Consider the following 26,448-nt stretch of genomic DNA (forward strand, 5'->3'; position numbering starts at 1 on the left):
ATGCTAGCCCACATCATCCGCCGCATCCTGTCGGTCGCCTTCACCTTCATCGTCGTCTCGGTCATCATCTTCATGATGATGCATTCGGTGCCTGGCGGCCCGTTCGACGCCAATGACATGCCGGTCTCCGAAGCCGTCCGCGCCAAGATGATGGCGCAGTGGGGCCTCGATCAGCCACTGCATGTCCAGTATTTCCAGTATATGTGGGGTGTGCTCCACCTCGATTTCGGTGTGCCCTTCCAGAGCCCGGGCGAGACCGTCGTCGAGCTCATCTCGCGCGCCTGGGTCCCCAGCCTGATCCTCGGCGGATCAGGCGTTCTCATCGGCGCCCCGCTCGGCATTCTTCTCGGCATGGCTGCCGCGCTCCATCGCAATACGTGGATCGATTATCTCGCTTCGACCGTCGCGACGCTGGGCCTCACCATCCCAGTCTTCGTCACCTCGATGCTGCTGATCCTCATCTTCGCTGTCTGGCTCAATTGGCTCCCCGCTAGCGGCTGGCCGCAGCCCAACCGCTGGATCCTGCCCATCATCTGCTACGCCACCATCCCGCTGGCCACTTACGCCCGCTACACGCGCTCGGCCATGCTCGACACACTCAACCGACCCTTCGTCACCGTGCTGCGCGCCAAGGGCCTCAGCGAGAACAGGATCATCTTCCAGCACGTGATGCGCAACTCGGCCATCCCGCTGGTGACGGTCTTCCTGCCCATGTTCATCGGCACCGCCACCGGCTCGATCTTCGTCGAAGCCATGTTCCGCGTTCCAGGCCTGGGTGCCTACTTCGTTTCGTCCATCGAGGTGCGTGACTACACGCTGCAAATGGCGCTGATGCTGATGATCACCTTCATGTACTGTGTCGCCTACCTTCTATCCGACATCATCTACGCCCTGCTCAATCCCCGCATCCGCGTCGGAGGCGCCGAATGACCGACGCCACCGCACCCATGCCCGTGACCCGCCAGCGCGGCCCGCTCTGGTTCGCCTGGCGCCGCTTTTTGTCCAACAAGGCCGCCGTCATCGGCGGCGCGGTTCTCGGCATCCTGGTCCTGATGGCCATCTTCGCGCCGCTGATCACGCCCTATCATCCCGAGGCCCAGAGCTTCCTCACCGAGGCGCTGGCGTTTCCCTCTGCCGAGCACTGGTTCGGCATCGACAATCTGGGCCGGGACTTCTATTCGCGTATCGTCTATGGCTCGCGCGTTTCGCTCACCATCGGCTTCACAGCTGCCCTGTTCAGCGTCCTCGTTGGCATTCCGCTCGGTGCCCTCGCCGGCTATTTTGGCGGCCGCATCGACTGGGTGATCATGCGCATCATCGAAGTCTTCTCCGTCATCCCGCCACTGCTCGCCGCCCTGCTGCTGGGCGCCATCACCCGTGGTGGCTACGGCACCATCGTCTTCATCGCAGCCCTCTTCGGCTGGGTGCAGGTCTGCCTGCTGGTCCGCGCCCAGGTGAAATCCTTCCGCGAGAAGGAGTTCGTCCGCGCCGCCCAGGCGCTCGGCGCCTCACCCTGGTACATTATCCGCCGCCACCTGATCCCCAATTCGATCAGCCCGATCATCATCGGCTTCGTCCTGGCGATCCCGCTGGCGATGATGCTCGAAGCCTCGCTGAGCTTCCTCGGCGTCGGCGTCCCGCCGCCCACGCCGACCTGGGGCCAGATGATCAATGAGGGCATCGACTTCATGTTCTTCTATTGGCACCTGGCGGTCTTCCCCACCGCCGCTCTCGCCATATCAGTGCTCGCGGCCTCGCTCTTCGGCGATGGCTTGCGCGATGCGCTCGACCCGACTTTGAAAGGCCGCTGAATTGTCCGAAAATCTCGCCCGGCAGTTCCTGATCCGCGACGATGTCGTCTTCCTCAACCACGGCTCGTTCGGCGCCTGCCCGCGCCCGGTCTTCGCCAAATATCAGGAATGGCAGCTCGAACTCGAGCGCCAGCCGGTGGAATTCCTCGGCCGCAACCTGACCGAGACCATGCGTCAGCCACGCATCGCGCTCGCGGCCGAACTCGGCACGACGCCGGACAATATCGTCGGCCTGACCAATGCCACGCTCGGCCTCAACATCGTCGCCCAATCGCTTGACCTGAAGCCCGGCGACCAGATCCTCACCACCGACCACGAATATTCGGCCCTGGAAAAGACCTGGGCCTATGTCTGCCGCAAGACCGGCGCCGAGGTCGTCGTGGTCAAAGTGCCCATGCCGCTCCTGACCGAAGGGCAGTTCACCGACACCATCGTGGCAGGCATGACCGACCGAACCAAGGTGCTGTTCCTCAGCCACATCACCTCGCCCACTGCCCTGCTCTTCCCCATCGAGCGTTCCATCGCCGAGGCACGCAAGCGGGGTATCTGGAGCGTCATCGACGGCGCCCACACACCGGGCCACATCAAGCTCGAACTCGACAAACTCGGCGCCGATTTCTATTCCGGCAACTGCCACAAATGGATGATGGCCCCCAAGGGCTCGGCCTTCCTCCACGCTCGCCCGGAAGTCCAGGGCCTGATCAATCCGCTGGTCATATCCCACGGCTGGACCGCCGACTCCAAGAACCCGGGCGCCAAGGGCGCGTTCGGCAATACCCCCTTCATCGACGAACTGGAAATGCAGGGCACCCGCGATCCCGCGCCCTGGCTCACCGTCCCCGCCGCCCTCGACTATCGCCGCGACAACGACTGGCCCAGCGTCCAGGCGCACTGCCACGCGCTGGCTCTCGACACAGCCCGGCGCCTCGGTGAACGCACCGGCCTCGCCCCGCTCAGCGCCCCCGAATTCAGCGCCCCGCAAATGATCGCCATGCCGATTCCCGAATGCGATACCGAACAGCTCAAGCTCGCTCTCTACGACAAGTACCGCATCGAGATTCCGGTCTTCAAATGGCAGGACACCTGCATCTGCCGCCTCTCGGTGCAGGGCTACAATTCCAAGCCGCAGATGGACCTGCTGATCGACGCGCTGACCGACCTGTTAGCCTTGAAAGGTGGATCGGCGCGCCAGGCCTCATAGCAAGGCTGACAAATCGCGCGAACTATGGTGTGTGTGACAACGATTGCACCCGCCCGGAGGAAAGGCGCCGTGAGACAGGCATTGGATTATCTCGAGCCGATCGAAACCCGCACACGCGGCGTGGCGGTGCTCGATGCGCTGGCCGATATGGTCGAGCGCTCCGGCCTCAAGATCGGGGATCGCCTGCCGCCCGAAGTTTCACTCGCTGCCACGCTCGGCGTCGGCCGCTCGACCATCCGCGAAGCGCTCAACCGCTGGGAGGGCCTGGGCATCATCCGCCGTCGCCGCGGCGACGGCACCTACCTCTCCGCCCGCGTCCAGACCTCGCGCGGCCTCGTACCGACAATGGTCCGTCTTGAAGGCGAGGCCCTGCTCCGCCTCATGGAAATCCGCCGCACGCTCGAAAACGACGTCGTGCGCAAAGCCACGGTGAAAGCGACCGCCAGCCAGCGCCAACAGATTTCCAACCTCTGCGACCTGCTGTTGATCGAAGTGAACGCCGGCCGCCCCTGGCGTAAGGCCGACCACGCCTTCCACGGCGCCATCTACGATGCCACCGGCAACCCCATGTACGGCCAGTTGCTGATGAACCTCGACCACGCCCTCGAACGCGGAGGCTCTTCGCCATTCGCGGCCGACAATTTCGGCCTCGACTCCTTCCCCATCCACCGCGACCTGGCCGATGCCATCCTCGCCGCCGATGTGGAAAGAGGCGTCGACGCCATGAACCGCCTGCTCGACACGGTTGAACGCGAAGTCCAGGCCATCATCGACGGCAGGCCAAGCTGATCCGCGAGAGAGTTTTGTTGGCGTAAGGCGGGCACGCTGACCGGTCGATATTCAGCTCAGGCTGAGTCGAAAATGCTGGTTATCGAGAACCGGAGCGGAGCGTACTCCAGTACGTGAGATCAGGAAGCGCAGAAAACCGGCATTTGCAGACCAGCATCAGCTGAATTGCGACCGGTCAGAGCCAGCCCTGCAGCTCCCGCCTTACCATGTCCTCGATCATGTCCATCCCACTGGGGCTGTCGTTCAGGCACGGAATATAGGCGAACTTCTCGCCCCCCGCTTCCATGAAGGTTTCCTTGCCGCCCATGGCGATCTCTTCCAGCGTCTCGATGCAATCCGCGGAAAACGCCGGCGCCAGGATGGCGACCTTCTTGATACCCCTGCCCGGCAGCGCTTCCAGCGTCTTGTCGGTATAGGGCTCCAGCCACTTGGTCGGCCCGAAGCGCGACTGGAAGGTCACCATCAGCTTTTCCTTGGGCCACCCCAGATACTCGCGCACCAGTCGCGTCGTCTTGTAGCACTGGCAGTGATAGACATCGCCGCGCTGCAGGTAGGTCACCGGCATCCCGTGATAGCTGGTGATCACCACATCGGGCTCAAAATCCAGAGCAGCCACACCGTCGCGGATCGAGTTGCCCAGCGTCTCGATATATTTGGGATCTTCGAAATAGGCCGGCATCGTCCGCACCGCCGGCTGCCGGCGCATGGTCTTGAGCACGTCGAACGCCTTGTCATTGGCGGTCGCCGTGGTCGTTGCCGAATTCTGCGGATAGAGCGGCACCAGGAGAATCTTGGTGCAGCCCTCGGCCTGCATGCGCTCCAGCACGCTCTGCGTCGACGGATTGCCATAGCGCATGGCAAAATCAACCACGACATTGTCGTGGCCAGCCAGTCTTTGCGCCAGCGCCTCGGTCTGCTTGCGGGTGATCACCAGCAGCGGGCTGGCATTGTGTTCCTTGTCCCAGATCTGCGCATAGGCATGGCCGCTCTTCTGCGGCCGCACCGACAGGATCACCAGATTGAGCAGCGGCCACCACAGCCACTTGGGCGTCTCGATGACGCGCGGGTCGCTGAGGAACTCCTTCAGGTAACGCCGCACGCTCCAGTAATCGGTGGCGTCGGGCGTACCCAGGTTGAGCAGCACCACGCCGATTTTCTGAGGCTTGATGGCGGGATGATCGGGCGGCAGGAATTCGGACATGGGCGCCAGTTTGGAAGGGTTCTAGGCTGGGCGCACCATAACCGCTCCCCCGCCATCCGCAAGGCGGCGATGGGTCGCGCTCCACCCCCTCGACTCTAGAGGCTTGCGATCACCAGCAGTACACCGAACACCAGCACCGCGACGGCCCCCAGCAGTTCCACCCACCAGACGATTGCACCCGTCACCGGATTGTCCACCCCCCCGATCCGCCGCGCCAGACCCTTGGCTGTAACGGCCAAAGTCGCCAGGGTCGCCACAGTGATCGCCGTCCCGGCCCCCATCAGGAAGACAGCCGCGATACCGGCCGGCAACAGCCCCTGCGATAGCGCGAACACCAGCACCACCAGCGCTCCCGAACACGGTCGCAGTCCCACAGCCAGCACCACGCTCAACTGCTCGCGCAGGCTGCCGCTGGTCGCCTCCGGCGTCACGATATGCACGTGATCGCTGTGATCGTGACCCGCATGGTCATGATGCGCGTGATCGTGATGGGCGTGATGGTCATGCGCATGATCGTGCCCGTGATGATCATGATCGTCATGCAAGTGCCCGCGCGCCTTCTGCGCCATGTCGTCATGATGGTGCGAATGGCCCCAGCCAAAGATCTTGCGGGCAATCAGCCACAGGCCCAGCAGCGCCACCATCGCGTAGGACGCAATGCCGATCCAGTTCGCCGCATCGCCCATGGCGACACTGGTCATGCCCAGAAGCACAGCCGCAATCAGCACGAACACCACCGCCACCACCGATTGCAGCAGTGCCGACAGCACGCTGAGCGTCACCCCGCGCCGCAACTGCGTTTCGTTGGCCAGCACATAGGACGAGATCACCACCTTGCCGTGCCCAGGCCCGGCGGCATGAAACACGCCATAGAGAAAGCTCAGCCCGCCCAGCAGCCAGAACGCCGTCCAGTCCTGCCTCAGCGAACCGAGCGCCGCATTCATCGACCCGTAGAATTCCCGCTGCTGCGTCTGCAACCAGCCAAAGAACCCTGTACGGGGCAGGTTCAGCCCCGGCTCCGGCGGCGGGCCACCGAACGGCAGGCCCGGCGATGCCTGGGCCACCTGGTTGACCGCGTCGAGCGCGTTGGTCGCATCCACATGTGGTGCCGCCGGAACGCTGCCGTCACACCTGACAACGATCATTCCCTGCGTCCCGCGCATCGCCGCCGCCAGGTCGGGCGGCAGTTCGGTGACATCCGGCCCAAGCGAGTAGAGCCGGGTCTGCAGCTCGTCACTCATCTCCTTGGGCGGCTCAAGCGTAACGCCACAGGCCGGCGGCGCATTCTCCAGCACCACGTCCGAGGCATCGGCAAACGTGATCGCGACGTAATATTCCGGGTCGTAGATTCCCAGCTCGAACGACGTCCCCACCGGTCGCGGTGCGCTGGCCTTGAGAGAGTAGGACAGCGTCACGCGCTCACCCGAATAGACCATTTTCTGGTCGCCAACCGGTGTAAACTGCATCAGGTCATCGCCCGATCCGGCGAATGTATAGAAGCCGTATTCGCTGAGGCCGTTCATGTTGTCGTCGGCGAACGGCTGCAGTTCCTCCGAGCTCGTCTCGCGGTCGCCGTTGGTATCGAGCCCCTGCACCATCCAGACGGAGAAAGCCTGGTCGAAGGTCCACTCGTTCTTGAGCCCGATGACATCGCCGGCATCGTTGAAGACGACCGTCACCTTGGCATCGATAAAAATGTGCGGATGCGCGATGGCCGGAAGGGTGAATGCGAGCAGCCCAACGACCGCGCCAGCAAGCCGGCGTCTGAGAACGCGAAACGTCAATTCCTGCCCCTAGCTGATGGGATGGATCTGGAACCACTTGACCAGATGGTCGATCAGCGCCCGCACCTTGCCGGCCAGATGTCGCCGATGCGGATAGACCGCCTGCAGCGTCTGTCCCGTCGGCAGGAAATCCGTCAGCACCGGCACGAGCTCACCTTTGGCCACCACAGGATCGGCGAGGTAGGACGGCAATACGACAAATCCGAGGCCCATCACGGCGGCCTCGCGCGCCGCCAGAGGCGAATTCACGCGCAGCGGTCCGTTGACCGGCACCGAGATGGTCTTGCCATCCTCGATGAAGCGCCAGTTCGATTGCCCCTGCAGGTTCACGTCGACGATACATGGCAGGTGGCGCAGGTCTTCCGGATGCTTGGGCGTGCCGTGCTCCTTCAGCAACGCCGGTGATGCCCCCACCACCACATGCATGTCGGCGATCTTGCGCGCGATCAGCGAGGAATCCGCCAGCGTCGAAATGCGCAAGGCAACGTCGATCCCCTCATCGACTAGGTCGACATAGCGATCCTCCAGCCGCAGATCGAGCGTTACCTTCGGATGCTTGCGCAGATATTCGTAAATTGCCGGCGCCAGCGTATCCTCGCCAAAATTGCGTGGCGCCGACACCCGCAGCAGCCCGCGCGGCTCCGCCGTCTGGTCGGTGATGGTGGCATCGAGATCGTCGAGCTGCTGCAGCAGCGCACTGGCCTCGCGATAATACGCCTCGCCGGCCTCGGTCAGACTGAGCTTGCGCGTGGTCCGGTTCATCAGCCGCACGCCCAGATAGTCCTCGAGGTCAGTGACATATTTGCTGAGCAGCGCCTTGGAGCGTCCATGCTGGCGCGCCGCCGACGAAAAGCCGCCGGAATCAAAGACCTGAACGAATGCGCGGATGCGGGCCAGGTCCTGTGTCATGGGCGTCCGTTCATGAGATCATCGCAATGGACGCATAACTCATCTGCTCTCAGTGAACAATAACGGGCCTTGGTCGTTCCACGATTAACGATAGACTGGAACCACAATCGACGTGCCCAAGGAGTTCGGACTATTTTCCCGCCCATGTCCAAACCCTCGTCCCGCTCCACGCTCTACCGGCTGATCGAAGCCGGGCAGCTCGCCCACCGCGCGCTGTTGCTGCCGCTATCCGAACGCGGCCTTGAGCCCGGTGACGACGCCATCCTGTTCGAGCTGGGCCGCGCCGGCACCACCGAGGTCGAACTGGCCGCCGAGCTGGGACTGACCGAGGTCGCGTTGACCACCCGGCTCTCCCGCCTGCTCGATCGCGGACTTGTGACCCGCCAGGCGGTGGGCCCAGAATTGGCGCCCGGAATTGCCCTCACCCAGCGTGGCGTGCGCATTCGCGATGGCCTGGCCGACCATTGGAGCCAGCTTGAAGAGGCGCTGATGGGCGAGCTCAAGCCCAAGCAGCGCAAGAAGCTGGGCGACCGCCTCAAGCGCTTCGTGCAACTCCTCAGCCTCTAGGCCGATTGCGGCGCCAGGCGTCTGCCCAATCCATTCAGCTTCGGTTCATTCGCGAAGGTGTTTTCTTGGCGCTCAGGCATTTAGTGCCTTGCAGAACAGGAGAAAAGCAAATGGCTCTGAGCAAGAAACTCATTGCTGGCGGCTTCGCGGCAGTGGCGCTTCTGGCGACAACGGCTGCGGCATTCGCCGCCCCCGCGGTCGCCACTGGCAACGTCAATGTACGGTCCGGTCCCGGCACCTATTATGCCAAGGTCGACGTGCTTCGGCGTGGCGAGCAGGTCGATGTGCTGCAGTGCCAGGGCAGCTGGTGCTATGTCGAAAAGCGCGGCCCTGATGGCTGGGTCTCAGCCAACTACCTGGCACGCGGCGGCAACGATTGGGACGATGACGACGATTGGGATCGCCCCTATCCGCCACACCCGCCGCACTGGAACCCGCGTCCGCCGCGCCCACCACACTGGAACCCGAACCCGTGGCCGACCTACCCGTCCTATCCTAATAACGGTGGCAGCGTCTGCTTCAACGGCCCCAACGGCTACTTCTGCGTCGGCAACTAAGCCAATCCAACAAAATCGGTACGCCGCCCCCCGGGGCGGCGTTCTCTATTCGACCTTCAGGCGGTCGATATCGATGCCGCGCTGCTCCAGCGGCTCCCGCATGCGCCGGCTCATGAACTCGTTGAGCCCATAGGTGACGATGGCGCCGATAACCATGGCGATCGCGAAGCCCCGCAGCCCATCCTGGCTGGCTGCCCCGATCGCCGAGAATAGCGTCACCGCAGCCGCACCCAGCAAAGTCCAGCCCTTGCGCTCCGATGCTACCCGCAGGTTGCGCGCGCCCGAATGCAGCAGGTCGCGCAACTCGGTGTCGCTCATCGCCACGAGATCCTTGTTGGTTCGCTCGCGCCGTATCGTCTCGATATAGGCATCGACCCGCCGCATGGTCAGCGACTCGCGCTGATCCGTCCGCTTGCCGCGCGACAGCAAGGTCCAACTCCCGCCGACCAGCAGCAGCACCAGTGCAATCTCGATCAACCAGATCATCGCGCCTCTCCCATCAATCCATCCTCACATGCCCTTCGCCACCGGCAACTTCAAGACCACGCAACCGCTACGGGCCTGGCTCGTTATGTCCACCAACCAATACAGTTGAAGGGACCTGCCATGGCTACCGCCACCACCACCGAAGACAAGAAGCCCGCCCGCGCCGCCACAAAGTCGGCAGCTGCCAAACCAGCGGCCAAGAGTGCCGCCAGCAAATCGGCCACCAATAGCGGCGCTGCGGCCACCCTCAAGGCCAAGACCGCCAGCAAGCCGGCAGCAAAGTCTGCCAAGCCGGCCACCAAATCCGCCAAGCGCGCCACGGCACCGGCCAACCGCCAGTCCCGCGATTCCAGCATGACCGGCAAGGAACATGACGATCACGTCGACCGCGTCTGGGAACTGGCCAAGCGCATCGGCATTGCCATGTTCGTCACCTGGGACGGCAAGGAACAGCGCGCCCGCCCACTCGCCGCCACGGTCGAGAAGGATGAAGGCGCGATCTACTTCCTGACCGACATCAACGGCGAGAAGGATGATCAGGTCTCCGAATTCCCGCATGTCAGCGTCAGCTTCGCCGACCACAAGCACAGCAAGTATGTCGCGCTTTCAGGCAAGGCAGCCGTCCTGAACGACCGCACCAAGATCAAGGAACTGTGGAACCCCTTCGCCAAGGCCTGGTGGGACAGCCCGGAAGATCCGGCCATCCGCGTCATCAAGGTCACGCCGCACGATGCCGAGCTGTGGGACAGCCCTGGCCGTATTGTGACAACCATCTCGATGCTTGCCGCAGCCGTCACCGGCCGCTCCCCGAAGATCGGCGAAAATGCCAAGGTGGTTCTCTAGCCACCGACGGCGGGTTGAATTTCACGCCGGAACACGCCGAAAAGTGCGTTGACCGAAAACTGGATCGCCCAATCCTACGTATAGGATATGAGGACCCAGTCTGCAGGGCAGCGCGCATTGCGGGTTCCATGACGTGAAAGCAACCCGCCGAGGAGTCGTGCACCATGAAATACCTTATCCTTTATGGTGCTGCTGCGCTCATCTTCTTCCCGCTCGACTTCATCTGGCTGAGCACAATGGTCGGCCGCCTATACCAGAAGGAATTGGGCGGACTGCTGCTGCCCAGTCCCAATCTGGCGGTGGCCGGCCTGTTCTATCTCGCCTATCTCGTCGGCGTGGTCGTGCTGGTGTCGGCGCCAGCCGAGGGCGACATCGTCAAGGCCTTGCTGATGGGCGCCGTCCTCGGCTTCGTCGCATACGGCACCTACGACCTGACTAATCTCTCCACCGTAAAGGGCTTCACCCCGACCGTCGCCATTGTCGACATGGCCTGGGGCACTGTCCTCACTGCCGTCACGGCTGGCGGCAGTGTGTGGGTCAGTCGCTTCTTCAGCGCCTGATCATTCCCGCCCTGGCAATAGCGGATCATCCTTGATCTCGACCTTGCGCATCCGCTCGCGCGCCATCACCACCAGCCCCGCCGCCACGATCACGCCCGCCCCCACCAGCGAGATCGGATCGATCCACTCGTGGAAAATGACGGCGCTCAGCACGATCGCCCATGGCAGCGAGAAGTAGTTGAACGGCTGCACCGTGCTCGCCGGTGCCATCGACAGAGCAAAGACCATCAGCCCATGCCCAAGACACGTCGTGACCACGATCGCGCACAGGATCAGCACATCGCCCCACGCCATGTTCTGCCAGAAGAACACCCCAACCGCGCTCGACAGCAGCAGCCCCATCAACCCGTTATAGGCCATGCTCGTAGTGGCACTGTCATACTGGCTCACCTTGCGGGTGATGACGATGTAGATCGAATAGAGCGTCGACGACAGGATGGCAAAGAAGACGCCCCAGTCGAGAGGAAGCCCACCGGGCCGCACGATGATCAGCGCGCCGGCAAACCCAACCGCCACGGCGACGAACCGGAACACTCCGACCTTCTCACCCAAGATAGGAATGGCGAACAGCGTCACCAGCAGCGGATAGACCAGCGATATCGCCTGCAATTCGCCCAGCGGCACCGTTTGCAGTGCACGCGCAAAGCACCAGATTTCGATGATCAGCAGCGAACCCCGGATCACCTGCAGCAGCGGGACCTTGGACGACAGAGCCTGCCGCAACGGCGCCTGCCGCATCACCAGCACCAGCGCAAATATGGCAAAGCCCCAATAGCGCATCATGGTGATCTGGAACGGCGAATAAGTCTGCATCAGCGTCTTGGACATCGCGTCCTGCACGCCGAAAACACCGATGGTGATGAGCGTCAGAAAAATGGCCCGGCCGACATTGTCGGTCCGGTGATCGGCAGCTGAAATGGACATGGATCTACGACAGAAAGGGATGAAGGCGCCCCGGCCAAAATCCGGGACGCCAGAGCGCTATCGCAAACGTCAGGCCTTGGCCATGGTCGACTTGATCAGGCCCGCAATCGCCGTGAGAATGCCACCGCTGACCAGGCCCGTGGCGCCCTGCCCGGCAAGCGCTCCGATATCGATGCCCCCAGCAGCACCCGCCGCGCCGGCCGTTCCGGCGACCAGCGCGTTGAGCCCCGGGATCATGCTGGCCAGCCAGGTTCCGGCCACGCCACCGATCGCGCCCACGATCGTATTGCCGGCCGGTCCGAGGTTGAGCGATTTGACGATCTGCGCGATGACGTTGCCGCCAACGCCGCCACCGATCAGTTGCACGAGAATTGGTAAGATTACTTCCATTTTAGTCCCCTCCAAAGTTTGGCAGCCCTCCGCTGCCTTGCCCTAACCGCCTGAGACTACGCCCAAATTTTGTGCAACAAAAGGACAGCGCTGCTGCCCGAACCTGTCAGCAGCCAGGGCGCAAACAGGCGATAAGCACCAGACTTGCGCCGCCACGCGACATTGAAGAACGTCACCAAAACCGCCTATGGTCCGCCCAATATGTCCCTATCAGCAGCATGACGAATCAACCCGCCCAATCACCTGCCCTGCCCGTCGCGCTCGTCACCGGCGCGGGCGACCGCATCGGCGCAGCCATCGCCCGCGCCCTGGCCCGCAGCGGCCATGCCGTGGTCATCCACTACCGCTCCGACGCCGAGGGCGCCCGTGAGGTCCGCGATGACATCGTGCGGACGGGCGGCAAGGCTGCCATCGTCAAAGCCGACCTCACCAAACGCGCCCAGCGCGCTACCCTCATCGCCAAGGCCACAAAGCCCTTTGGCCCGCTGACGGTCCTCGTCAACAACGCATCGCTCTTCGATCCCGACAGCGCCACCGATGTCGACGAGGCCCTCTGGGACCAGCATTTCGCCATCCACGCCGAGGCACCGATCTTCCTCTCCCGCGACTTCGCCGCCCAACTCCCCGACGGCGCCGACGGCAATATCGTCAACATCATCGACGAACGCGTGCTGCATCCGTCGCCCGCCTACTTCAGCTACACCCTCAGCAAATCCGTGCTGTGGACCGCCACCCGCACCCTGGCGCAGTCGCTCGCCCCGTACATTCGCGTCAACGCCATTGGCCCCGGCCCCGTATTGCCCCATTCCCGCCAGGATCAGGCGACATTCGATGCGCATGTCAAAGCCCTGCCGCTGCAAAAGCATGCCGGCCCAGAAGCCATCGCTGACGGCGTCATCACCCTGCTGCGCACCGCATCGATGACCGGCCAGATGCTGGCCCTTGATGGCGGGCAACACCTCGAATATCCGGCGCGCCGCGCACCGACACCACGATCATGACCGACGAGAGCACCACGCCTCCGCAAAAAAGCGGCCACGAAGTCATCCGCGCCTTCGTCCGCACCCTGCCATCGGCGCCGGGCGTCTACCGCATGCTCGATGCCGAGGGCGAGGTCATGTATGTGGGCAAGGCGCGCAACCTCAAGGCGCGCGTCACCAACTATACCCGCCCCGACGGCCTCGAAGTTCGCCTGCAGCGCATGATCGCCGCGACGGTCAGCATGGAATTCGTGCGCACCGAAACCGAGTCCGAAGCTTTGCTGCTCGAAGCCAACATGATCAAGCGGCTCAAGCCCCGCTTCAACGTGCTGCTGCGCGACGACAAGAGCTTCCCCTATATCCTGATCGCCACCGATCACGAGGCGCCCGAGCTCACTAAGCATCGCGGCACCCGCCGCCGTCAGGGCCACTATTTCGGTCCCTTCGCCTCGGCAACTGCCGTCGGCCGCACCATTGCCAGCCTGCAAAAGGCCTTCCTGCTGCGCAACTGTTCGGACAGCTTCTACGCCGCCCGCACCCGCCCCTGTCTGCAGCACCAGATCAAGCGCTGCGCCGCCCCCTGCACCCGCGAGATCAGCCTCGAAGGCTATGCCGAGCTCGTCGAAGACGCACGCCAATTCCTGTCAGGCAAGTCCAGCGCCGTGCGCAGCCACCTGCAAGCGGACATGAACCAGGCCGCCGAACAGCTCGATTTCGAACGCGCCGCTTTGCTCCGCGATCGCCTCTCCGCCCTCGCCCTCGTCCAGTCGCAGGGCGACGCCACCGCCAAGGCCGTGGAAGAAGCCGACGTCTTCGCCATCCACCACGAAGGCGGCCAGTTCTGCGTGCAGGTCTTCTTCTTCCGCGCCTTCCAGAACTGGGGCAATTACCCCTATCGCCCGCGGGCCGATGCCAGCCTCAGCGATGCCGAAGTGCTCGAAGCCTTCATCGGCCAGTTCTACGAAAACCGCACCCCGGCCCGCCTCGTTCTCATCAGCCACGACCTAGCCGAGCCCGAGGTCATGGAGGAAGCCCTCACCACCCGCGCCGGCCGCCGCGTCTATATCGAGCAGCCCAAGCGCGGCGAAAAACGCGACCTGGTCAACCACGCCCTCAACAATGCCCGCGAAGCGCTTGGCCGTCAGCTTGCCGAAGGCGCCACCAATCGCAGCCTGCTCGAAGGCGTCGCCGAAACCTTCGGCCTCGAAGACGTACCGCGTCGCATCGAGACCTACGATAACTCGCACATCTCGGGCACCAATGCCGTGGGCGCCATGGTCGTGGCCGGCGAGGAAGGCTTCGCCAAGAAGTTCTACCGAACCTTCAACATTAAATCGACGACCATCACCCCCGGTGACGATTTCGGCATGATGCGCGAAGTGCTGACCCGCCGCTTCACCCGCCTTGCCAACGAGAGCGACAACGACGCCGAAGACGAGAATACCGGCATGCCCGATTGGCCCGATGTCGTCTTCATCGATGGCGGCGCCGGCCAGCTCAACGCCGTCCGCGAAGTCATCGCCGAGCTGAACCTGCCCAAGGAAGTCACCTTCATCGGCATCGCCAAGGGCGAGGAGCGCGACGCCGGCCGCGAGAAATTCTTCATGGAGGGCAAGGACGCCTTCATGCTCCCCCACCGCGATCCGGTACTCTACTACGTCCAGCGCCTGCGCGACGAAGCCCACCGCTTCGCCATCGGCACCCACCGCGCCAAGCGCAACAAGGCCGAAATCCGCAATCCGCTCGACGAAATCGAAGGCATCGGCCCAACCCGCAAACGCGCCCTCCTCAACCACTTCGGCTCCGCCAAGGCCGTCGGCCGCGCCAGCCTCACCGACCTGCAATCGGTCCCCACCATCTCCAGCGCCATGGCACAACTGATCTACGATCACTTCAACAGGGTGGATTGAGGCAGACGGCTTCACCGCATGTCCGATGTCATCCCGGCGAAGGCCGGGATCCATGCGTTGGCCCATCCCTGCACTGGATGTCGCGGCGAACCACGGACATGGATTCCGGCCTTCGCCGGAATGACCCGGTGGTTGAACAGAGCGCCATCCCACTCTTTCTTGCTTAACCCAACAGGCGTAGCATTCCCCCTCGTGTAGGAGGCCCATCATGCTGCACGCCGTTCCAGTCGAAGAAAAGCCCGCGCTCGAACCCGGCGTCGTCGCCGCCAGCGTCTATGCCGGTGGCACCCGCCTCGCCGATATCGGCATTGACGGCGCCGGCGAATGGCGAAAGCGCCCCGGCCATGTCGTCTGGATCGGCCTCCTCGAACCCAGCACCGAGCTTCTCGCCCGCGTGCAGCGCGAATTCGGCCTCCATGACCTCGCCATCGAGGACGCCGCCCAGCCCCACCAGCGGCCCAAGCTCGAGCAATATGGCGACTGCGTCTTCATCGTCGCCCGCACCGCCCACATGCTTGATGGTCGGATCAGCTTCGGCGAGACCCACATCTTCGTCGGCCGGGGCTACATCGTCTCGGTCCGTCACGGCGCGTCGACCTCCTACGCCCCCGTCCGCCAGCGCGCCGAGTCCTGCCCGACCGTCCTGTCCCATGGCGAGGATTACATCCTCTACGCCCTGCTCGATTTCATCGTCGACAACTACATGCCCGTCCTCGAAACCATGAATACCGAGGTCGAAGCCATCGAGGACAAGGTCTTCGGCGAGTTGCAGCAATCGGAGGTCCAGCGCCTCTACATGCTCCGCCGCGACCTGCTCCGCCTGCGCAATGCAGCCTCGGCGCTGGTCGATGTCTGCCGCCGCGTGCAGCGCGTCGAAGTCCGTCCCATCGAAGCCTCGATGCAGCCCCTGTTCCGCGACGTCACCGACCATATCCATCGCGTTCAGGACGAAATCGACGCCCTGCGTGAAGTCCTCGCCTTTGCCTTCGAGGCCTCGATGATGGCCGGCCAGGTGCAGCAGACCCACATCACCCGCCGCCTCGCCGCCTGGGCCGCCATCCTCGCCGTCCCGACCGCCGTCGCCGGCATCTATGGCATGAACTTCGAATTCATGCCCGAGCTCAAATGGCAATACGGCTACCTCTTCGTGCTGGCGGCAGTGACGGCCATCTGCGGCACCCTCTACTACCGCCTGCGCAAGAGCGGCTGGCTGTAGCGGGCAGTCCAACCAGCGGATCCTCCCTCCCCCCTTGCGGGGAGGGTAGCGAAGCTAGGCCCGAAGGGCCGTAGCGCAGCTGGGGTGGGGGACGAGTGCCCCGATATATCCGGGCCAACCCAACCCACCCTAACCCACCCGCAAGGGGGAGGGAGTCGACTGCCACTTCGCGAGGCTATCCATCTTATCCCCGCCCGCAAAATTGCTCGTATCCTCTCCCCGTTGCCCACGACAGAGCCCGGTCATGACGAGTGATCTGCGTGGGGAGTGCCGGGGAGTTTGGGTCGCCAGGCTCCCGCATGGATGCTGACCACCAGCCGGACGGCCATGTGGGGTTTGCTGGGCGTATGCCTTGCCCACATTGTCGATCCCAACGCCCGAATGAGGGTTGGCTGCTCGATGCGTGTGCGAAAAATCCCGGCGTGGTGGCGAGGCGTCTGTCTCACTTTCCACTCTACCGTTCGAGGCAAGCGCCTCGCCACCATCGCTCAACGCTGAGCGGACCCGGACGACACGACAACCGCATCACAGGCGGCGCTTCCGCTCGTCATAAATCCTTCACGCATCCCGAGAATCGGCTAGCGTCCTCGCCCGCAGGGAAAACCGCCATGTCAGCCATCATCACCGCCAGCGGCGTCAGCAAGACGTTCCGCCAGTCCAAGCGCTTTGCCGGCTTTGGCGGCGCGATCAAGGGCCTGTTCAGCCGCGAATATACCGAAGTTCGCGCCGTGGCCGATGTAAGCTTCACCATCGCGGCGGGTGAGGCCGTCGGCTATCTCGGCCCCAACGGCGCCGGCAAGTCGACCATGATCAAGATGATGACCGGCATCCTCACGCCCTCCGCCGGCCGCCTCAGCGTGCTCGACCGTGAGCCGCATAGCCAGCGCATGGTCAACGCCGCCGAGATCGGGGTCGTCTTCGGCCAGCGCAGCCAGCTCTGGTGGGATCTGCCGGCGCGCGACAGCTTCGCGCTCAACCGCCACATCTACGACATTCCCGAAGCCCGCTTCGCCGACAACCTGGCCTATCTGACCAAGATGCTCGCCATGGACAGCTATCTCGACCGCCCGGTGCGCCAGCTCAGCCTGGGCCAGCGCATGCGCGCCGAGATCGCCATGGCCCTGCTGCACGACCCCAAGATTCTGTTCCTCGACGAACCGACGATCGGCCTCGACGTGGTCGCCAAGGATGCCGTTCGAAAATTCCTCTCCGAGGTCAACTGCGAGCGCGGCACCACCATCATCCTCACCACCCACGACCTGGTCGATATCGAGCAGATTTGCCCGCGACTGATCATGGTGGACGATGGCAAGCTGCTGTTCGACGGCGAGCTGCGCCACCTGCGCGCCACCCTCGGCTCACGCCGCCGCCTGACGCTGGAATTTGCCACCGACCCCGGCCCCATCGCCCTGACCACTGCCACCCTGTCGGCCGACGAGGGGGCCGCCAAGCATTTCCTGCTCGAAGACGAGTCGATCTCGCTGATCGACGTCCTCAACGAAGTCGGTCGCGGCCACAACTTAAAGGACGTCAAGCTCGAGGAACCTGACATCGAGGAGGTGATCCGCACCTTCTACCAGAACAAGCCCCGGCTCGCGGGGTCCCCGGCATGAAGGCCCTGTCCTACCCCGCCTTCACCGCCACCGCCTTCCAGTCCCGCCTCGCCTATCGCAATCAGGTGTGGTCCGGCGTCTTCGGCGAACTCGTCTTCATGTTTGCGCGCATCGCCATCTGGGTCTCCGTCTTCACGACGGCAGGCTCAGTCACCATCGACGGCGTCAGCCTGCCCCAAATGGTCACCTACGCCCTCCTCGCCGGGCCGGTGCTGTACTGGGACTACCATCGCCTACTCAACGACGTTGGCGTGGCCATAAAATCCGGCGACGTCGCCGTCTACCTGCTCAAGCCCCTGCACTATCCGGGCTATCTGCTGGCCAACCACTTCGGCAACTTCTTCTTCGATCTGCTCACTGTCACCCTGCCGGTGGCCATCATCGTCGCCATCACCATCGGCCTTGCCCCTCCGGCCAGCCTGTTCCACGCCCTGGCCTTCCTGCCATTCTGGGCGCTGTCCTTCATGATCCTGTTCCTGCTCACCACCCTCCTGGGTCTGGCAGCATTCTGGCTGATGACGACGCAGTCGCTCGACTGGTTCTTCAATTCCATCATGACGCTGCTGTCGGGCGGCCTCGTGCCGCTCTGGTTCTTTCCCGGCTGGCTCGCCGCCATTGCCGGCCACCTGCCCTTCGCCTGGGTCTCCTACTATCCGGCCGCTGTCTATGTCGGAAAACTGGGCACGTCAGAGACCCTGCTCTACTTCGCCATCGGCCTCGTCTGGCTCGCTGTGCTGATACTGGCCCTCGTCTGGCTCTGGGCCAAGGCCCGCCACCGTCTCATCGTGCAGGGAGGCTGAACCATGGCCCGCCTCCACATCGTCATCCCAGCTCTCGTGCGGACCTTCATCCGCAGCAAGGCCGAATATCCCGGCGCCATGGTGCTCGGCTGGCTCTCACAATTCGCGGCCTATGCCTCGATGTACACCGCCATCTCGCTCATCCTCGCCCGCTTTGGCTCGCTCGGCGGCTGGCTCTGGCCGGAAATGGCGCTGCTGCTGTCCTTCCACCTGCTCGGCTATTCCCTCGGCGCCTCGCTCAGTTTCGTCCAGTTCCGCGAAATCGAGGACAAGGTCCGCATGGGCACCTTCGACGCCATCCTCGTCAAGCCGATCGGCCCCTGGACCTACCTCGTCTTCTCCGGCCTCAACATCGGCTATACCGGCCACATCGTGCTGGCCATCGGGCTCATGGCCTGGTCTCTCACCCAGGTCGACGTCACCTGGACGCCTCTGCTGGCCTTGCTCTTCCTGGCCTATCTGACCAGCGCCGCCATGATCGTGGCTGCCGTCATGACCATGATCGGCGCCACTGCCCTGGTCTGGGTCAAGTCGAACCACCTCTACCAGATCTTCTTCGGCTTCTGGGAACTGGCCCGCTACCCGCTCAACATCTTTCCCCTGCCCCTGCAGGTGCTGATGCTCACGGTCGCACCGCTGGCCTTCCTCGCCTATGTCCCCGTCGCAGCCCTCCTGGGCAAACCGGTGCCACTGATCGGCGACTGGGCGGCGCCGGCGGCCCTACTCATGGGGCCACTTTGCGTCCTCATCGCCATGGCTCACTGGCGCTGGTGCCTGCGCAACTACCAGGGAGCCGGCGGCTGACGTCTTCGACCAAAGTCGGGACTCGACAACCCAGATAAACCTCCGCTACACATTGCGCCCATGAACACCGCCGCCACCTTCTCGTTTTGGTACTTTAGCTATCCGCTCCCGGCGGAGGCTAACGCGCGCGTGTCCTGATCCCCTAAAGACCAAGACCAAACCGTAAGCCAGCCGCCCTCCCCCCGAGGCGGCTTTTTTGTTGGCCGCTTCGAGCAACTCTCGAAAGCCCGACCAATGCTCAAATCCACCGACGACCTCCGCATCACTGAGATCAAACCGCTGACCACCCCCATCGAGGTCATGCGCCAGCATCCGCGCACCGACGCCGCCACCAGGACCGTCATCAGTGCCCGCCACGACTTCCACAACATCCTTGCTGGCACCGATGACCGCCTTGCCGTCGTCGTCGGCCCCTGCTCCATCCACGATCCCGCTGCCGCCATCGACTACGCCAAGCGCCTCGTGGCCTTGCGCGACCAGCTCGGCGACCGCCTTGAAATCATCATGCGCGTCTACTTCGAAAAGCCCCGCACCACCGTCGGCTGGAAGGGCCTGATCAACGACCCCAATCTCGACGGCAGCTTCGACATCGACACCGGCCTCCACACCGCTCGCGCCCTGCTGCTCGATATCGCCAATCTCGGCCTGCCCGCCGCCTGCGAATTCCTCGACATGACGACGCCGCAATACATTGCCGACCTCGTCAGCTGGGCCGCCATCGGCGCCCGCACCACCGAGAGCCAGATCCATCGCGAACTGGCTTCGGGCCTCTCCTGCCCGGTCGGCTTCAAGAACGGCACCGACGGCAACGTCAAAATTGCGCTGGACGCGGTGAGTTCGGCCAGCCAGCCGCACCATTTCCTCGCCGTCACCAAGGATGGCCGCTCCGCTATCGCCGCCACCACGGGCAACGAGGACTGCCACATCATCCTGCGCGGCGGCAAAACCACCAACTTCGATGCGTCAAGTGTCGACGCCGCTGCGGCAGCTGCAACAAAGTCCGGCCTATCGCCGGTGATCATGATCGACGCCAGCCACGCCAATTCGTCCAAGAACCCGGAAAACCAGCCGCTGGTTCTGGCCGATATCGGCGCCCAGATGGCAGCAGGCGATCGCCGCATCATCGGCGTCATGGTTGAATCCAACCTCGTCGCCGGCCGGCAGGATCTGGTCGAGGGCAAGGACCTGGTCTATGGCCAGTCCATCACCGATGGCTGCATCGATTGGGACACGACAGTGGTGGCACTGGAAGCTCTGGCCGACGCCGTAACCCAGCGCCGCGCAGCGACCAACCAGCAGGTGGCCTGAACAACTTGTCCCCGGGCTTGACCCGGGGACGTATATTCCTGTTCTGTCTCCCCATGGCCAGGAACCCTTTGCTGCTCGTCCCCAACCTCATCACCATCGCGCGCATCCTCGCGATTGTCCCCATCGTCGCTCTGGTGATGAATGGCGATCTCATTATGCGGCTCATTGCGCTGATCATCTACGTCATCGCCGCTGCTTCCGACTGGCTTGACGGCTATCTCGCCCGCGCCTGGAACCAGTATTCGCCCTTGGGCCGGATGCTCGATCCCATCGCCGACAAGCTGCTGGTCGGCATCCTCATCGCCGCCCTCGCCTGGGATGGCAGCTTTTCCGGATGGGACATGATCCCGGTCTGCGCCATCCTGTTTCGCGAATTCTTCATCCCCGGCCTGCGCGAATTCCTCGGCAATACGCAGATCGTGCTGCCGGTGAGCTGGCTGGCCAAATGGAAGACCACGATCCAGCTTGTATCGTTGGCCGTCGTCCTGTTCGAGCGCATCGTCCCCGGCTTCGGCCTTGTCAGCGATATCCTGCTCTGGCTCGCAGCCATCCTGACCATGTGGACCGGCTTCCAATACCTGCGCGCCAGCTGGCCGCATCTCTCCGGCGATGCATCATGAAAATTCTCTACTTCGCCTGGCTGCGCGAACGTCTCAATCGCGGCGAAGAGGAGGTCTCGCCCCCATCCGAGGTCGCCACCGTAGCCGACCTGATCGACTGGCTGGCGACCCGAGACGAAGCCTTCGCCCTCGCGGTTGAAAAGCGCGCCCTCATCAAGGCCGCGGTCGACACCAAACTCGTCCCGCACTCGGCGTCCATCGTCGGGGCCGGCGTGGTCGCCCTCTTCCCGCCCATGACCGGCGGCTGACGTGACTGTCCGCATCCAGACCGAGCGCTTCGACCCCGGCGCCGAACTCAACGCGTTCCTCGAGGCCAGCCAGGGCGCCGGCGCCGCCGCGACCTTCACCGGCGTAGTCCGCTCAAAGCCGGACGATCCGATCACGGCGTTAATGCTTGAATGCTATCCGGAGTTGGCGATCAACCAGCTCACCGCCATCGTCGATCAGGCCACCAGTCGCTTCAGCCTCCTCGCCGCCACGGTCATCCACCGATATGGCACGCTTGCACCCGGCGAACCCATCGTCCAGGTCATGACCCTCTCTCCGCACCGCGAAGCAGCGTTCAAGGGCGCCGAGTTCCTGATGGACTACCTCAAGACCGATGCTCCATTCTGGAAACAGGAAGCGGGTCCAGGAGGTACGCGCTGGGTTGAGGCGACGAGCGGGGACGATAAAGCCAGGGCACGATGGGACTAACGTCACGCCCTCGTGGTTCGAGGCGCTGAAGAAGCGCACCTCACCATGAGGACTACTGAAACTCCGCGACTAGAGTAGCCCTCATGGTGAGGTGCGAGTTCCTACGAGCCTCGAACCACGAGAGCGTGGCACCGGGCATTCCCAAAAAACAAAAAAAAGCCGGGCACTTGGCCCGGCTTCTTCACAATCTGATTCCGCTCATTCCGCCGCGGCGCGCTTGGGCTGTACTTCCGCCGCATAAGCATCGATCAGCGTCCTGCAGCCCTCTGCCGGCTTGAACTTGTACTCGCCGATCTCACTGACCGGCGTTACTTCGGCTGCAGTGCCCGTCAGGAAACACTCGTCGAAATCAGCCAGCTCTTCCGGCATCATGTGACGCTCGGTCACCGTAAAGCCGTTGCGCTTGGCCAGTTCGATCAGCGTCTGCCTTGTGATGCCGTTGAGGAAGCAATCGGGCTTGGGCGTAACGATGTCCTTGCCCTTGATGAAGAACGCATTGGCGCCGGTGGCCTCCGCGACATAGCCGCGATAGTCCAGCATCATCGAGTCGGCATAGCCATTGGCCATGGCCGCATCCTTGCTCAGCGTGCAGATCATGTAGAGGCCCGCAGCCTTGGCCGAGGACGGAATCGTCTCCGGCGACGGGCGCTTCCACTTGCTCCACTCCAGGCGAATGCCCTTGAGCTTTTCCTCGACCGAGAAATAGCTCGGCCACACCCAGGCAGCGATGGCCAGGTGAACGGTGTTGTTGCGCGCCGGAACGCTCAGCTCTTCCGACCCGCGCCAGGCCACGGGACGCACATAGGCATCGACCAGGCCGTTCTTGGCCAGCACTTCGCGCTTTGCTTCCTCGATCTGCTCGACCGACCACGGAATGGTAAAGTCCAGCGTCTTGCCCGAACGGATCAGCCGCTCGGTATGCTCGCGCGACTTGAATATCTCGCCGCCATAGGCGCGCTCGCCCTCGAACACCGAGCTGGCATAGTGCAGCCCATGCGTGAGCACGTGAATCTTCGCGTCTTTCCACGGTTTGAATTCGCCATCAAACCAGATCCAGCCTTCGCGCTGGTCCATGGGCACGCCTGCCATGATCCTCTCCCGCATCTTTCGTGAAGGGCGCCGTTTTCGGTCGCCCGTTTTGGCGCAATCATGCCCCAGGCCCAAGCCCTTGGCAAACCACAAAGGCTGGGGGATAAGACGTGAAGGCGTCCTGATGGGAAGACAATGGCAGTAACCCAAAAAAATGTCAACATAGCTGACATAAATTCTCCGCCGCCTGGCGGTGGAACGCTGCCCCTCGACATCATGGGCCTGTTCTTTTTCGCCTATCGCGATTTCACCGGCGATGCCGATGCTTTGCTCGAACGCCAGGGCTTTGGCCGTGCCCATCACCGCGTGCTGTATTTCGTCAATCTGCGGCCCGGCATGCCCGTGGCCGACTTGCTCGATATCCTCAAGATCACCAAGCAGAGCCTCGCCCGCGTCCTTCGTCAGCTGATCGACAACGGCTATGTCGAACAGAAGACTGGCCACTCCGACCGCCGCCAGCGCCTGCTTTTCGCCACCGACAAGGGCAAGCAGTTCTTTGGCACCCTCTCGACCAGCCAGGCCAGCCGCATCGAGGCCGCCATCGCCAGCCTGCCCCCCGACTCGCGTCGCGTCGTCACCCGCTTCCTTGTCGGCATGGTCGAACCCGGCGACCGCACGGTCCTCGATCGACTCAATTTGACCACGGGTCTCTAGACAGGCAGCCCGGTCCTGGCCTTCACCGTGCGAATACTCATATTGGAGTGAATGCGCGCGACCCCCGGCAACCGCGCGCTGAGCCGTCGATGCAACCGCTCGAAATCCTCGTGATCCTGGCAGACCACCCGCAGAATATAGTCCGATTGCCCGGCCATCAGGTGGCATTCCAGCACTTCAGGGATATCGCGTACCGCCGCCTCAAACGCCTCGAGCGCCGTTTCGCTCTGGCTGATCAAACCAACCTCGATAAAGAACTGCATCGAATAGCCGAGCTGCCGTGCACTGAGCACCGCGCGGTATCCCTCGATCAGCCCCTGCTCCTCCAGCGCCTTCAGCCGCCGATGGCAGGCCGAGGCGGAGAGCCCGACCGCATCGCCCAGAACCTGCACGCTCTTGCGGCTGTCATCCTGCAATATCCGCAGCAGTTTGCGATCCACCGCGTCGATCTGCAACTCCATTGCGAATTCCCCCAGATTTGCTGAACGTCATTCGAATTTCATCCGAATTCACACAAGCTTTGCAAGCACATTCGATGCCGAACGCGATCTGCTGAGTGCAGCAAGCATCGGGGAGGATGGAACATGCTGATCGGCGTACCGAAAGAAATCAAAAATCACGAATATCGGGTCGGCCTCACGCCGGAAAGCGTGGCGGAGCTGACCCCCCTGGGGCACCGGGTCATGGTCGAGACCCAGGCCGGATCCGGTATCGGCGATAGCGATAACGACTACCGCGAAGCCGGCGCCGAGATCGCCAACGATGCCCGCGTCGTCTTCGATGCTGCTGACATGATCGTCAAGGTCAAGGAGCCTCAAGCCGCCGAACGCGACATGCTCCGCCGCGACCAGGTGCTCTTCACCTATCTCCACCTGGCGCCCGATCCCGACCAAACCCGCGACCTGCTCGCGTCCGGCGCTACCTGCATTGCCTACGAGACCGTAACCGATGCCTCCGGCGCCCTGCCGCTGCTCAAACCCATGAGCCAGGTTGCGGGCCGCATGGCCATCCAGGCCGGCGCCACTGCCCTCGAAAAAGCCCATGGCGGCCGCGGCGTGCTACTCGGCGGCGTACCGGGCGTCCAGCCCGGCAAGGTGGTCATCCTCGGCGGCGGCGTCGTGGGCTTCCATGCTGCCGAAAACGCGGTCGGCCTCCAGGCCGATGTGACCATCCTGGATCGCAACCCGCATGCGCTCGAACGCCTCGCCAGCCATTTCGGCGCCAAGGCCCGCGTGCTCTATTCCAACAAGGCCTCCATCGCCGAGCATGTCGCCACTGCCGACCTGGTCATTGGGGCCGTACTGATCCCCGGCGCCTCGGCTCCCAAGCTGGTCACCCGGGCTATGCTGGCAACCATGAAGCCCGGCGCCGTGCTCGTCGATGTCGCCATCGACCAAGGCGGCTGCTTCGAGACGTCCCACGCCACCACCCACGCCGAACCAACCTATGTCGTCGACGGAATCGTGCATTACTGCGTCGCCAATATGCCCGGCGGCGTGGCGCGTACCTCCACCTACGCCCTCAACAATGCCACCCTGCCCCACGTGACCCGACTGGCCAATCTCGGCTGGAAAGAGGCGTTGAAGGCCGACCCGCATCTGCGAGCCGGCCTCAATATCTGCAATGGCAAGGTCACTTGCGCACCGGTTGCCGAGGTCCAGGGCTACGAATTCATCTCGCCCGAAACAGCGCTGGCCTGAGAAACGGCACCCGGTCGCAACCGGGGTGCCATCTCGCCTAGTAGACGTAGACGATCAGCTGAGCGCCCCTCTTGTTGATGGCAAAGACGCGATCCGGGCCATAGCTGGTGCGGCTCAGCGAAGCGCTGAGCAGTGCATCCGACTGCACGGCCGAGCGCAGCGCGTTGCCCAGTGCCGATCCCTGGAGTTGCGCTGCAAGCCAGACCTTGACCTCGGGGCAGAGATCGACCCGTTGCACCTGGACGCCGGAAGCCTGCACCCAGGAGGCATTGGCCTTGGTATTCTGGATCAGGCGAACGACGTCGTTGGCCGAACCGCTATCACACACCGGCACGGTACCACCGCCATTGCCACCAAAGAGCACACCAGAGATGGTCGGGCCACCGGGCATTCCCGGGTTGCCCGGTGCTCCAGGCGCTCCCGGTGCGCCAGGGTTGCCGGGCGAGCCAGGGTTACCCGGCGTTCCGGGCGTTCCGGGCAACACGCCCACGTCCACATCGACCAGACTTGGTCCGCCCACGTTTACACCGACCGTGGCACCACCATTCAGCAGGTCAACATCGGCATCGAGCAGACCATCGCTGCCACCAACACTCGCCGTCGCTGTCGCAAGTCCGTCACCGACATTCACGTCAGCGCCGAACACACCGTCACCGGTTCCCACCGTTGCTCCCACCAGCGGATCGCTGCCACCGCCAACGCCGAGATCGACCACGTTACCGTCACCACCACCCAGCCCGAGATTGACCAAACCGCTGTCGCCGGCAGATCCCTCGTTGATTGAAATGAGTGCGTCTTGCCTCCCTACAATTGAACCAAGCAAACCCTCAGCCTGGACTGGAACAGCTGTGCCAGCGAGTAGAGCACTGGCGACTACAACAATTAGATTGTTTCGCATTTTACGTCTCCTCATACGACCATGTTTGGTCGCGCGGAGACTAAATATTGAGGGGCGCAAGTCCGTTTCATCACCATCATTACGATGAAGAACGGCAGGTTGCCGTCGGTGACAGGATTCTAGCCGATTGAACTTCAA

At 63.3% G+C, this 26,448-nt stretch carries 29 protein-coding genes; 20 read left to right on the plus strand and 9 right to left on the minus strand.

Annotated elements, in window-relative coordinates; genetic code table 11:
• The 4 genes from IM737_RS06170 (at position 1) to IM737_RS06185 (ending at position 3,801) form a co-directional block, all read left to right on the plus strand.
• Positions 1-930 (plus strand): ABC transporter permease, encoded by a 930-nt coding sequence (locus IM737_RS06170; protein WP_236899044.1) that lies wholly within the window; start codon positions 1-3, stop codon positions 928-930.
• Positions 927-1,811, plus strand: a complete 885-nt coding sequence (locus IM737_RS06175; RefSeq protein WP_236899045.1) for an ABC transporter permease — start codon at positions 927-929, stop codon at positions 1,809-1,811. Before IM737_RS06170 ends, IM737_RS06175 begins: the two co-directional genes overlap by 4 nt.
• 1 nt (position 1,812) lies before the next feature.
• Positions 1,813-3,012, plus strand: a complete 1,200-nt coding sequence (locus IM737_RS06180; RefSeq protein ID WP_236899046.1) for an aminotransferase class V-fold PLP-dependent enzyme — start codon at positions 1,813-1,815, stop codon at positions 3,010-3,012.
• A 69-nt stretch (positions 3,013-3,081) separates the two neighbouring features.
• The gene (locus IM737_RS06185) at positions 3,082-3,801 is read left to right on the plus strand and encodes a FadR/GntR family transcriptional regulator (protein WP_236899047.1); all 720 of its coding nucleotides are present in this window, start codon (positions 3,082-3,084) and stop codon (positions 3,799-3,801) included.
• A gap of 175 nt (positions 3,802-3,976) precedes the next feature.
• Here the strand turns inward: IM737_RS06185 and hemH are convergent, their stop codons facing one another.
• The 3 genes from hemH to IM737_RS06200 all read right to left on the minus strand — a co-directional run bounded on the left by hemH (position 3,977) and on the right by IM737_RS06200 (position 7,695).
• Complete coding sequence (gene hemH / locus IM737_RS06190; protein ID WP_236899048.1) at positions 3,977-5,002, minus strand: ferrochelatase; 1,026 nt, start codon at positions 5,000-5,002, stop codon at positions 3,977-3,979.
• Positions 5,003-5,097: 95 nt separating this feature from the next.
• The gene (locus IM737_RS06195; RefSeq protein WP_236899049.1) at positions 5,098-6,786 is read right to left on the minus strand and encodes a HoxN/HupN/NixA family nickel/cobalt transporter; all 1,689 of its coding nucleotides are present in this window, start codon (positions 6,784-6,786) and stop codon (positions 5,098-5,100) included.
• A 9-nt stretch (positions 6,787-6,795) separates the two neighbouring features.
• Positions 6,796-7,695 carry a LysR family transcriptional regulator gene (locus IM737_RS06200; RefSeq protein ID WP_236899050.1) on the minus strand — a complete coding sequence of 300 codons (900 nt, stop codon included), beginning with the start codon at positions 7,693-7,695 and terminating at the stop codon, positions 6,796-6,798.
• 144 nt (positions 7,696-7,839) lie between these two features.
• Here IM737_RS06200 and IM737_RS06205 point away from each other — a divergent pair, with 144 nt between their 5' ends.
• Positions 7,840-8,262: a MarR family winged helix-turn-helix transcriptional regulator gene (locus IM737_RS06205; RefSeq protein WP_236899051.1), complete on the plus strand. Its 423-nt coding sequence runs from the start codon at positions 7,840-7,842 to the stop codon at positions 8,260-8,262.
• 110 nt (positions 8,263-8,372) lie between these two features.
• A complete protein-coding gene (locus tag IM737_RS06210; protein WP_236899052.1) occupies positions 8,373-8,819 on the plus strand; it encodes an SH3 domain-containing protein in 447 nt (148 codons plus the stop codon).
• 45 nt (positions 8,820-8,864) lie between these two features.
• Here IM737_RS06210 and IM737_RS06215 read toward each other — a convergent pair whose 3' ends face one another.
• Entirely contained in the window at positions 8,865-9,305 is a 441-nt protein-coding gene (locus IM737_RS06215; RefSeq protein ID WP_236899053.1) for a hypothetical protein, read from the minus strand.
• Positions 9,306-9,425: 120 nt separating this feature from the next.
• Between IM737_RS06215 and IM737_RS06220 the strand changes: the two genes are divergently transcribed.
• Both IM737_RS06220 and IM737_RS06225 read left to right on the plus strand, forming a co-directional pair.
• Positions 9,426-10,148, plus strand: coding sequence for a pyridoxamine 5'-phosphate oxidase family protein (locus tag IM737_RS06220; RefSeq protein WP_442874173.1), 723 nt, complete (start codon positions 9,426-9,428; stop codon positions 10,146-10,148).
• Between the two features lie 164 nt (positions 10,149-10,312).
• Positions 10,313-10,708, plus strand: a complete 396-nt coding sequence (locus IM737_RS06225) for a DUF2177 family protein (RefSeq protein ID WP_236899054.1) — start codon at positions 10,313-10,315, stop codon at positions 10,706-10,708.
• Here IM737_RS06225 and IM737_RS06230 read toward each other — a convergent pair whose 3' ends face one another.
• Positions 10,709-11,632 carry a DMT family transporter gene (locus IM737_RS06230; protein ID WP_236899055.1) on the minus strand — a complete coding sequence of 308 codons (924 nt, stop codon included), beginning with the start codon at positions 11,630-11,632 and terminating at the stop codon, positions 10,709-10,711.
• A 69-nt stretch (positions 11,633-11,701) separates the two neighbouring features.
• Positions 11,702-12,022 (minus strand): hypothetical protein, encoded by a 321-nt coding sequence (locus IM737_RS06235; protein WP_236899056.1) that lies wholly within the window; start codon positions 12,020-12,022, stop codon positions 11,702-11,704.
• 218 nt (positions 12,023-12,240) lie between these two features.
• Here IM737_RS06235 and IM737_RS06240 point away from each other — a divergent pair, with 218 nt between their 5' ends.
• The 10 genes from IM737_RS06240 (at position 12,241) to IM737_RS06285 (ending at position 21,969) form a co-directional block, all read left to right on the plus strand.
• The gene (locus IM737_RS06240; protein ID WP_236899057.1) at positions 12,241-13,023 is read left to right on the plus strand and encodes an SDR family oxidoreductase; all 783 of its coding nucleotides are present in this window, start codon (positions 12,241-12,243) and stop codon (positions 13,021-13,023) included.
• Entirely contained in the window at positions 13,020-14,912 is a 1,893-nt protein-coding gene (gene uvrC, locus IM737_RS06245) for an excinuclease ABC subunit UvrC (RefSeq protein WP_236899058.1), read from the plus strand. The genes IM737_RS06240 and uvrC overlap by 4 nt, the downstream gene beginning before the upstream one ends.
• Before the next feature lie 208 nt (positions 14,913-15,120).
• Complete coding sequence (corA, locus tag IM737_RS06250; RefSeq protein WP_236899059.1) at positions 15,121-16,128, plus strand: magnesium/cobalt transporter CorA; 1,008 nt, start codon at positions 15,121-15,123, stop codon at positions 16,126-16,128.
• Between the two features lie 608 nt (positions 16,129-16,736).
• Positions 16,737-17,741 (plus strand): ABC transporter ATP-binding protein, encoded by a 1,005-nt coding sequence (locus tag IM737_RS06255; protein ID WP_236899060.1) that lies wholly within the window; start codon positions 16,737-16,739, stop codon positions 17,739-17,741.
• The gene (locus IM737_RS06260; RefSeq protein ID WP_236899061.1) at positions 17,738-18,541 is read left to right on the plus strand and encodes an ABC transporter permease; all 804 of its coding nucleotides are present in this window, start codon (positions 17,738-17,740) and stop codon (positions 18,539-18,541) included. Before IM737_RS06255 ends, IM737_RS06260 begins: the two co-directional genes overlap by 4 nt.
• Positions 18,542-18,544: 3 nt before the next feature.
• The gene (locus IM737_RS06265; protein ID WP_236899062.1) at positions 18,545-19,345 is read left to right on the plus strand and encodes an ABC transporter permease; all 801 of its coding nucleotides are present in this window, start codon (positions 18,545-18,547) and stop codon (positions 19,343-19,345) included.
• A 234-nt stretch (positions 19,346-19,579) separates the two neighbouring features.
• On the plus strand, positions 19,580-20,653 hold the full coding sequence (locus tag IM737_RS06270) for a 3-deoxy-7-phosphoheptulonate synthase (RefSeq protein ID WP_236899063.1): 1,074 nt from the start codon (positions 19,580-19,582) through the stop codon (positions 20,651-20,653).
• Positions 20,654-20,721: 68 nt separating this feature from the next.
• Complete coding sequence (gene pgsA / locus IM737_RS06275; RefSeq protein WP_236899064.1) at positions 20,722-21,273, plus strand: CDP-diacylglycerol--glycerol-3-phosphate 3-phosphatidyltransferase; 552 nt, start codon at positions 20,722-20,724, stop codon at positions 21,271-21,273.
• Positions 21,270-21,521: a molybdopterin converting factor subunit 1 gene (gene moaD / locus IM737_RS06280; RefSeq protein ID WP_236899065.1), complete on the plus strand. Its 252-nt coding sequence runs from the start codon at positions 21,270-21,272 to the stop codon at positions 21,519-21,521. The genes pgsA and moaD overlap by 4 nt, the downstream gene beginning before the upstream one ends.
• Position 21,522: 1 nt before the next feature.
• Positions 21,523-21,969, plus strand: coding sequence for a molybdenum cofactor biosynthesis protein MoaE (locus tag IM737_RS06285; protein ID WP_236899066.1), 447 nt, complete (start codon positions 21,523-21,525; stop codon positions 21,967-21,969).
• A gap of 198 nt (positions 21,970-22,167) precedes the next feature.
• Here the strand turns inward: IM737_RS06285 and IM737_RS06290 are convergent, their stop codons facing one another.
• Positions 22,168-23,058 (minus strand): branched-chain amino acid aminotransferase, encoded by an 891-nt coding sequence (locus IM737_RS06290; protein ID WP_236899067.1) that lies wholly within the window; start codon positions 23,056-23,058, stop codon positions 22,168-22,170.
• 135 nt (positions 23,059-23,193) lie between these two features.
• Between IM737_RS06290 and IM737_RS06295 the strand changes: the two genes are divergently transcribed.
• The gene (locus IM737_RS06295; protein ID WP_236899068.1) at positions 23,194-23,712 is read left to right on the plus strand and encodes a MarR family winged helix-turn-helix transcriptional regulator; all 519 of its coding nucleotides are present in this window, start codon (positions 23,194-23,196) and stop codon (positions 23,710-23,712) included.
• On the opposite strand, the gene IM737_RS06300 is transcribed toward IM737_RS06295, so the two are convergent.
• Entirely contained in the window at positions 23,709-24,173 is a 465-nt protein-coding gene (locus IM737_RS06300) for an Lrp/AsnC family transcriptional regulator (protein ID WP_236899069.1), read from the minus strand. The two genes, IM737_RS06295 and IM737_RS06300, sit on opposite strands and share 4 nt — an antisense overlap.
• Positions 24,174-24,296: 123 nt before the next feature.
• Between IM737_RS06300 and ald the strand changes: the two genes are divergently transcribed.
• Positions 24,297-25,412 carry an alanine dehydrogenase gene (gene ald, locus IM737_RS06305; RefSeq protein WP_236899070.1) on the plus strand — a complete coding sequence of 372 codons (1,116 nt, stop codon included), beginning with the start codon at positions 24,297-24,299 and terminating at the stop codon, positions 25,410-25,412.
• A gap of 37 nt (positions 25,413-25,449) precedes the next feature.
• Here the strand turns inward: ald and IM737_RS06310 are convergent, their stop codons facing one another.
• Positions 25,450-26,163, minus strand: coding sequence for a hypothetical protein (locus IM737_RS06310; RefSeq protein WP_236899989.1), 714 nt, complete (start codon positions 26,161-26,163; stop codon positions 25,450-25,452).
• Between the last annotated feature and the right edge of the window lie 285 nt (positions 26,164-26,448).

This window comes from Devosia sp. SL43 (assembly GCF_021729885.1).
Taxonomy (GTDB): domain Bacteria; phylum Pseudomonadota; class Alphaproteobacteria; order Rhizobiales; family Devosiaceae; genus Devosia.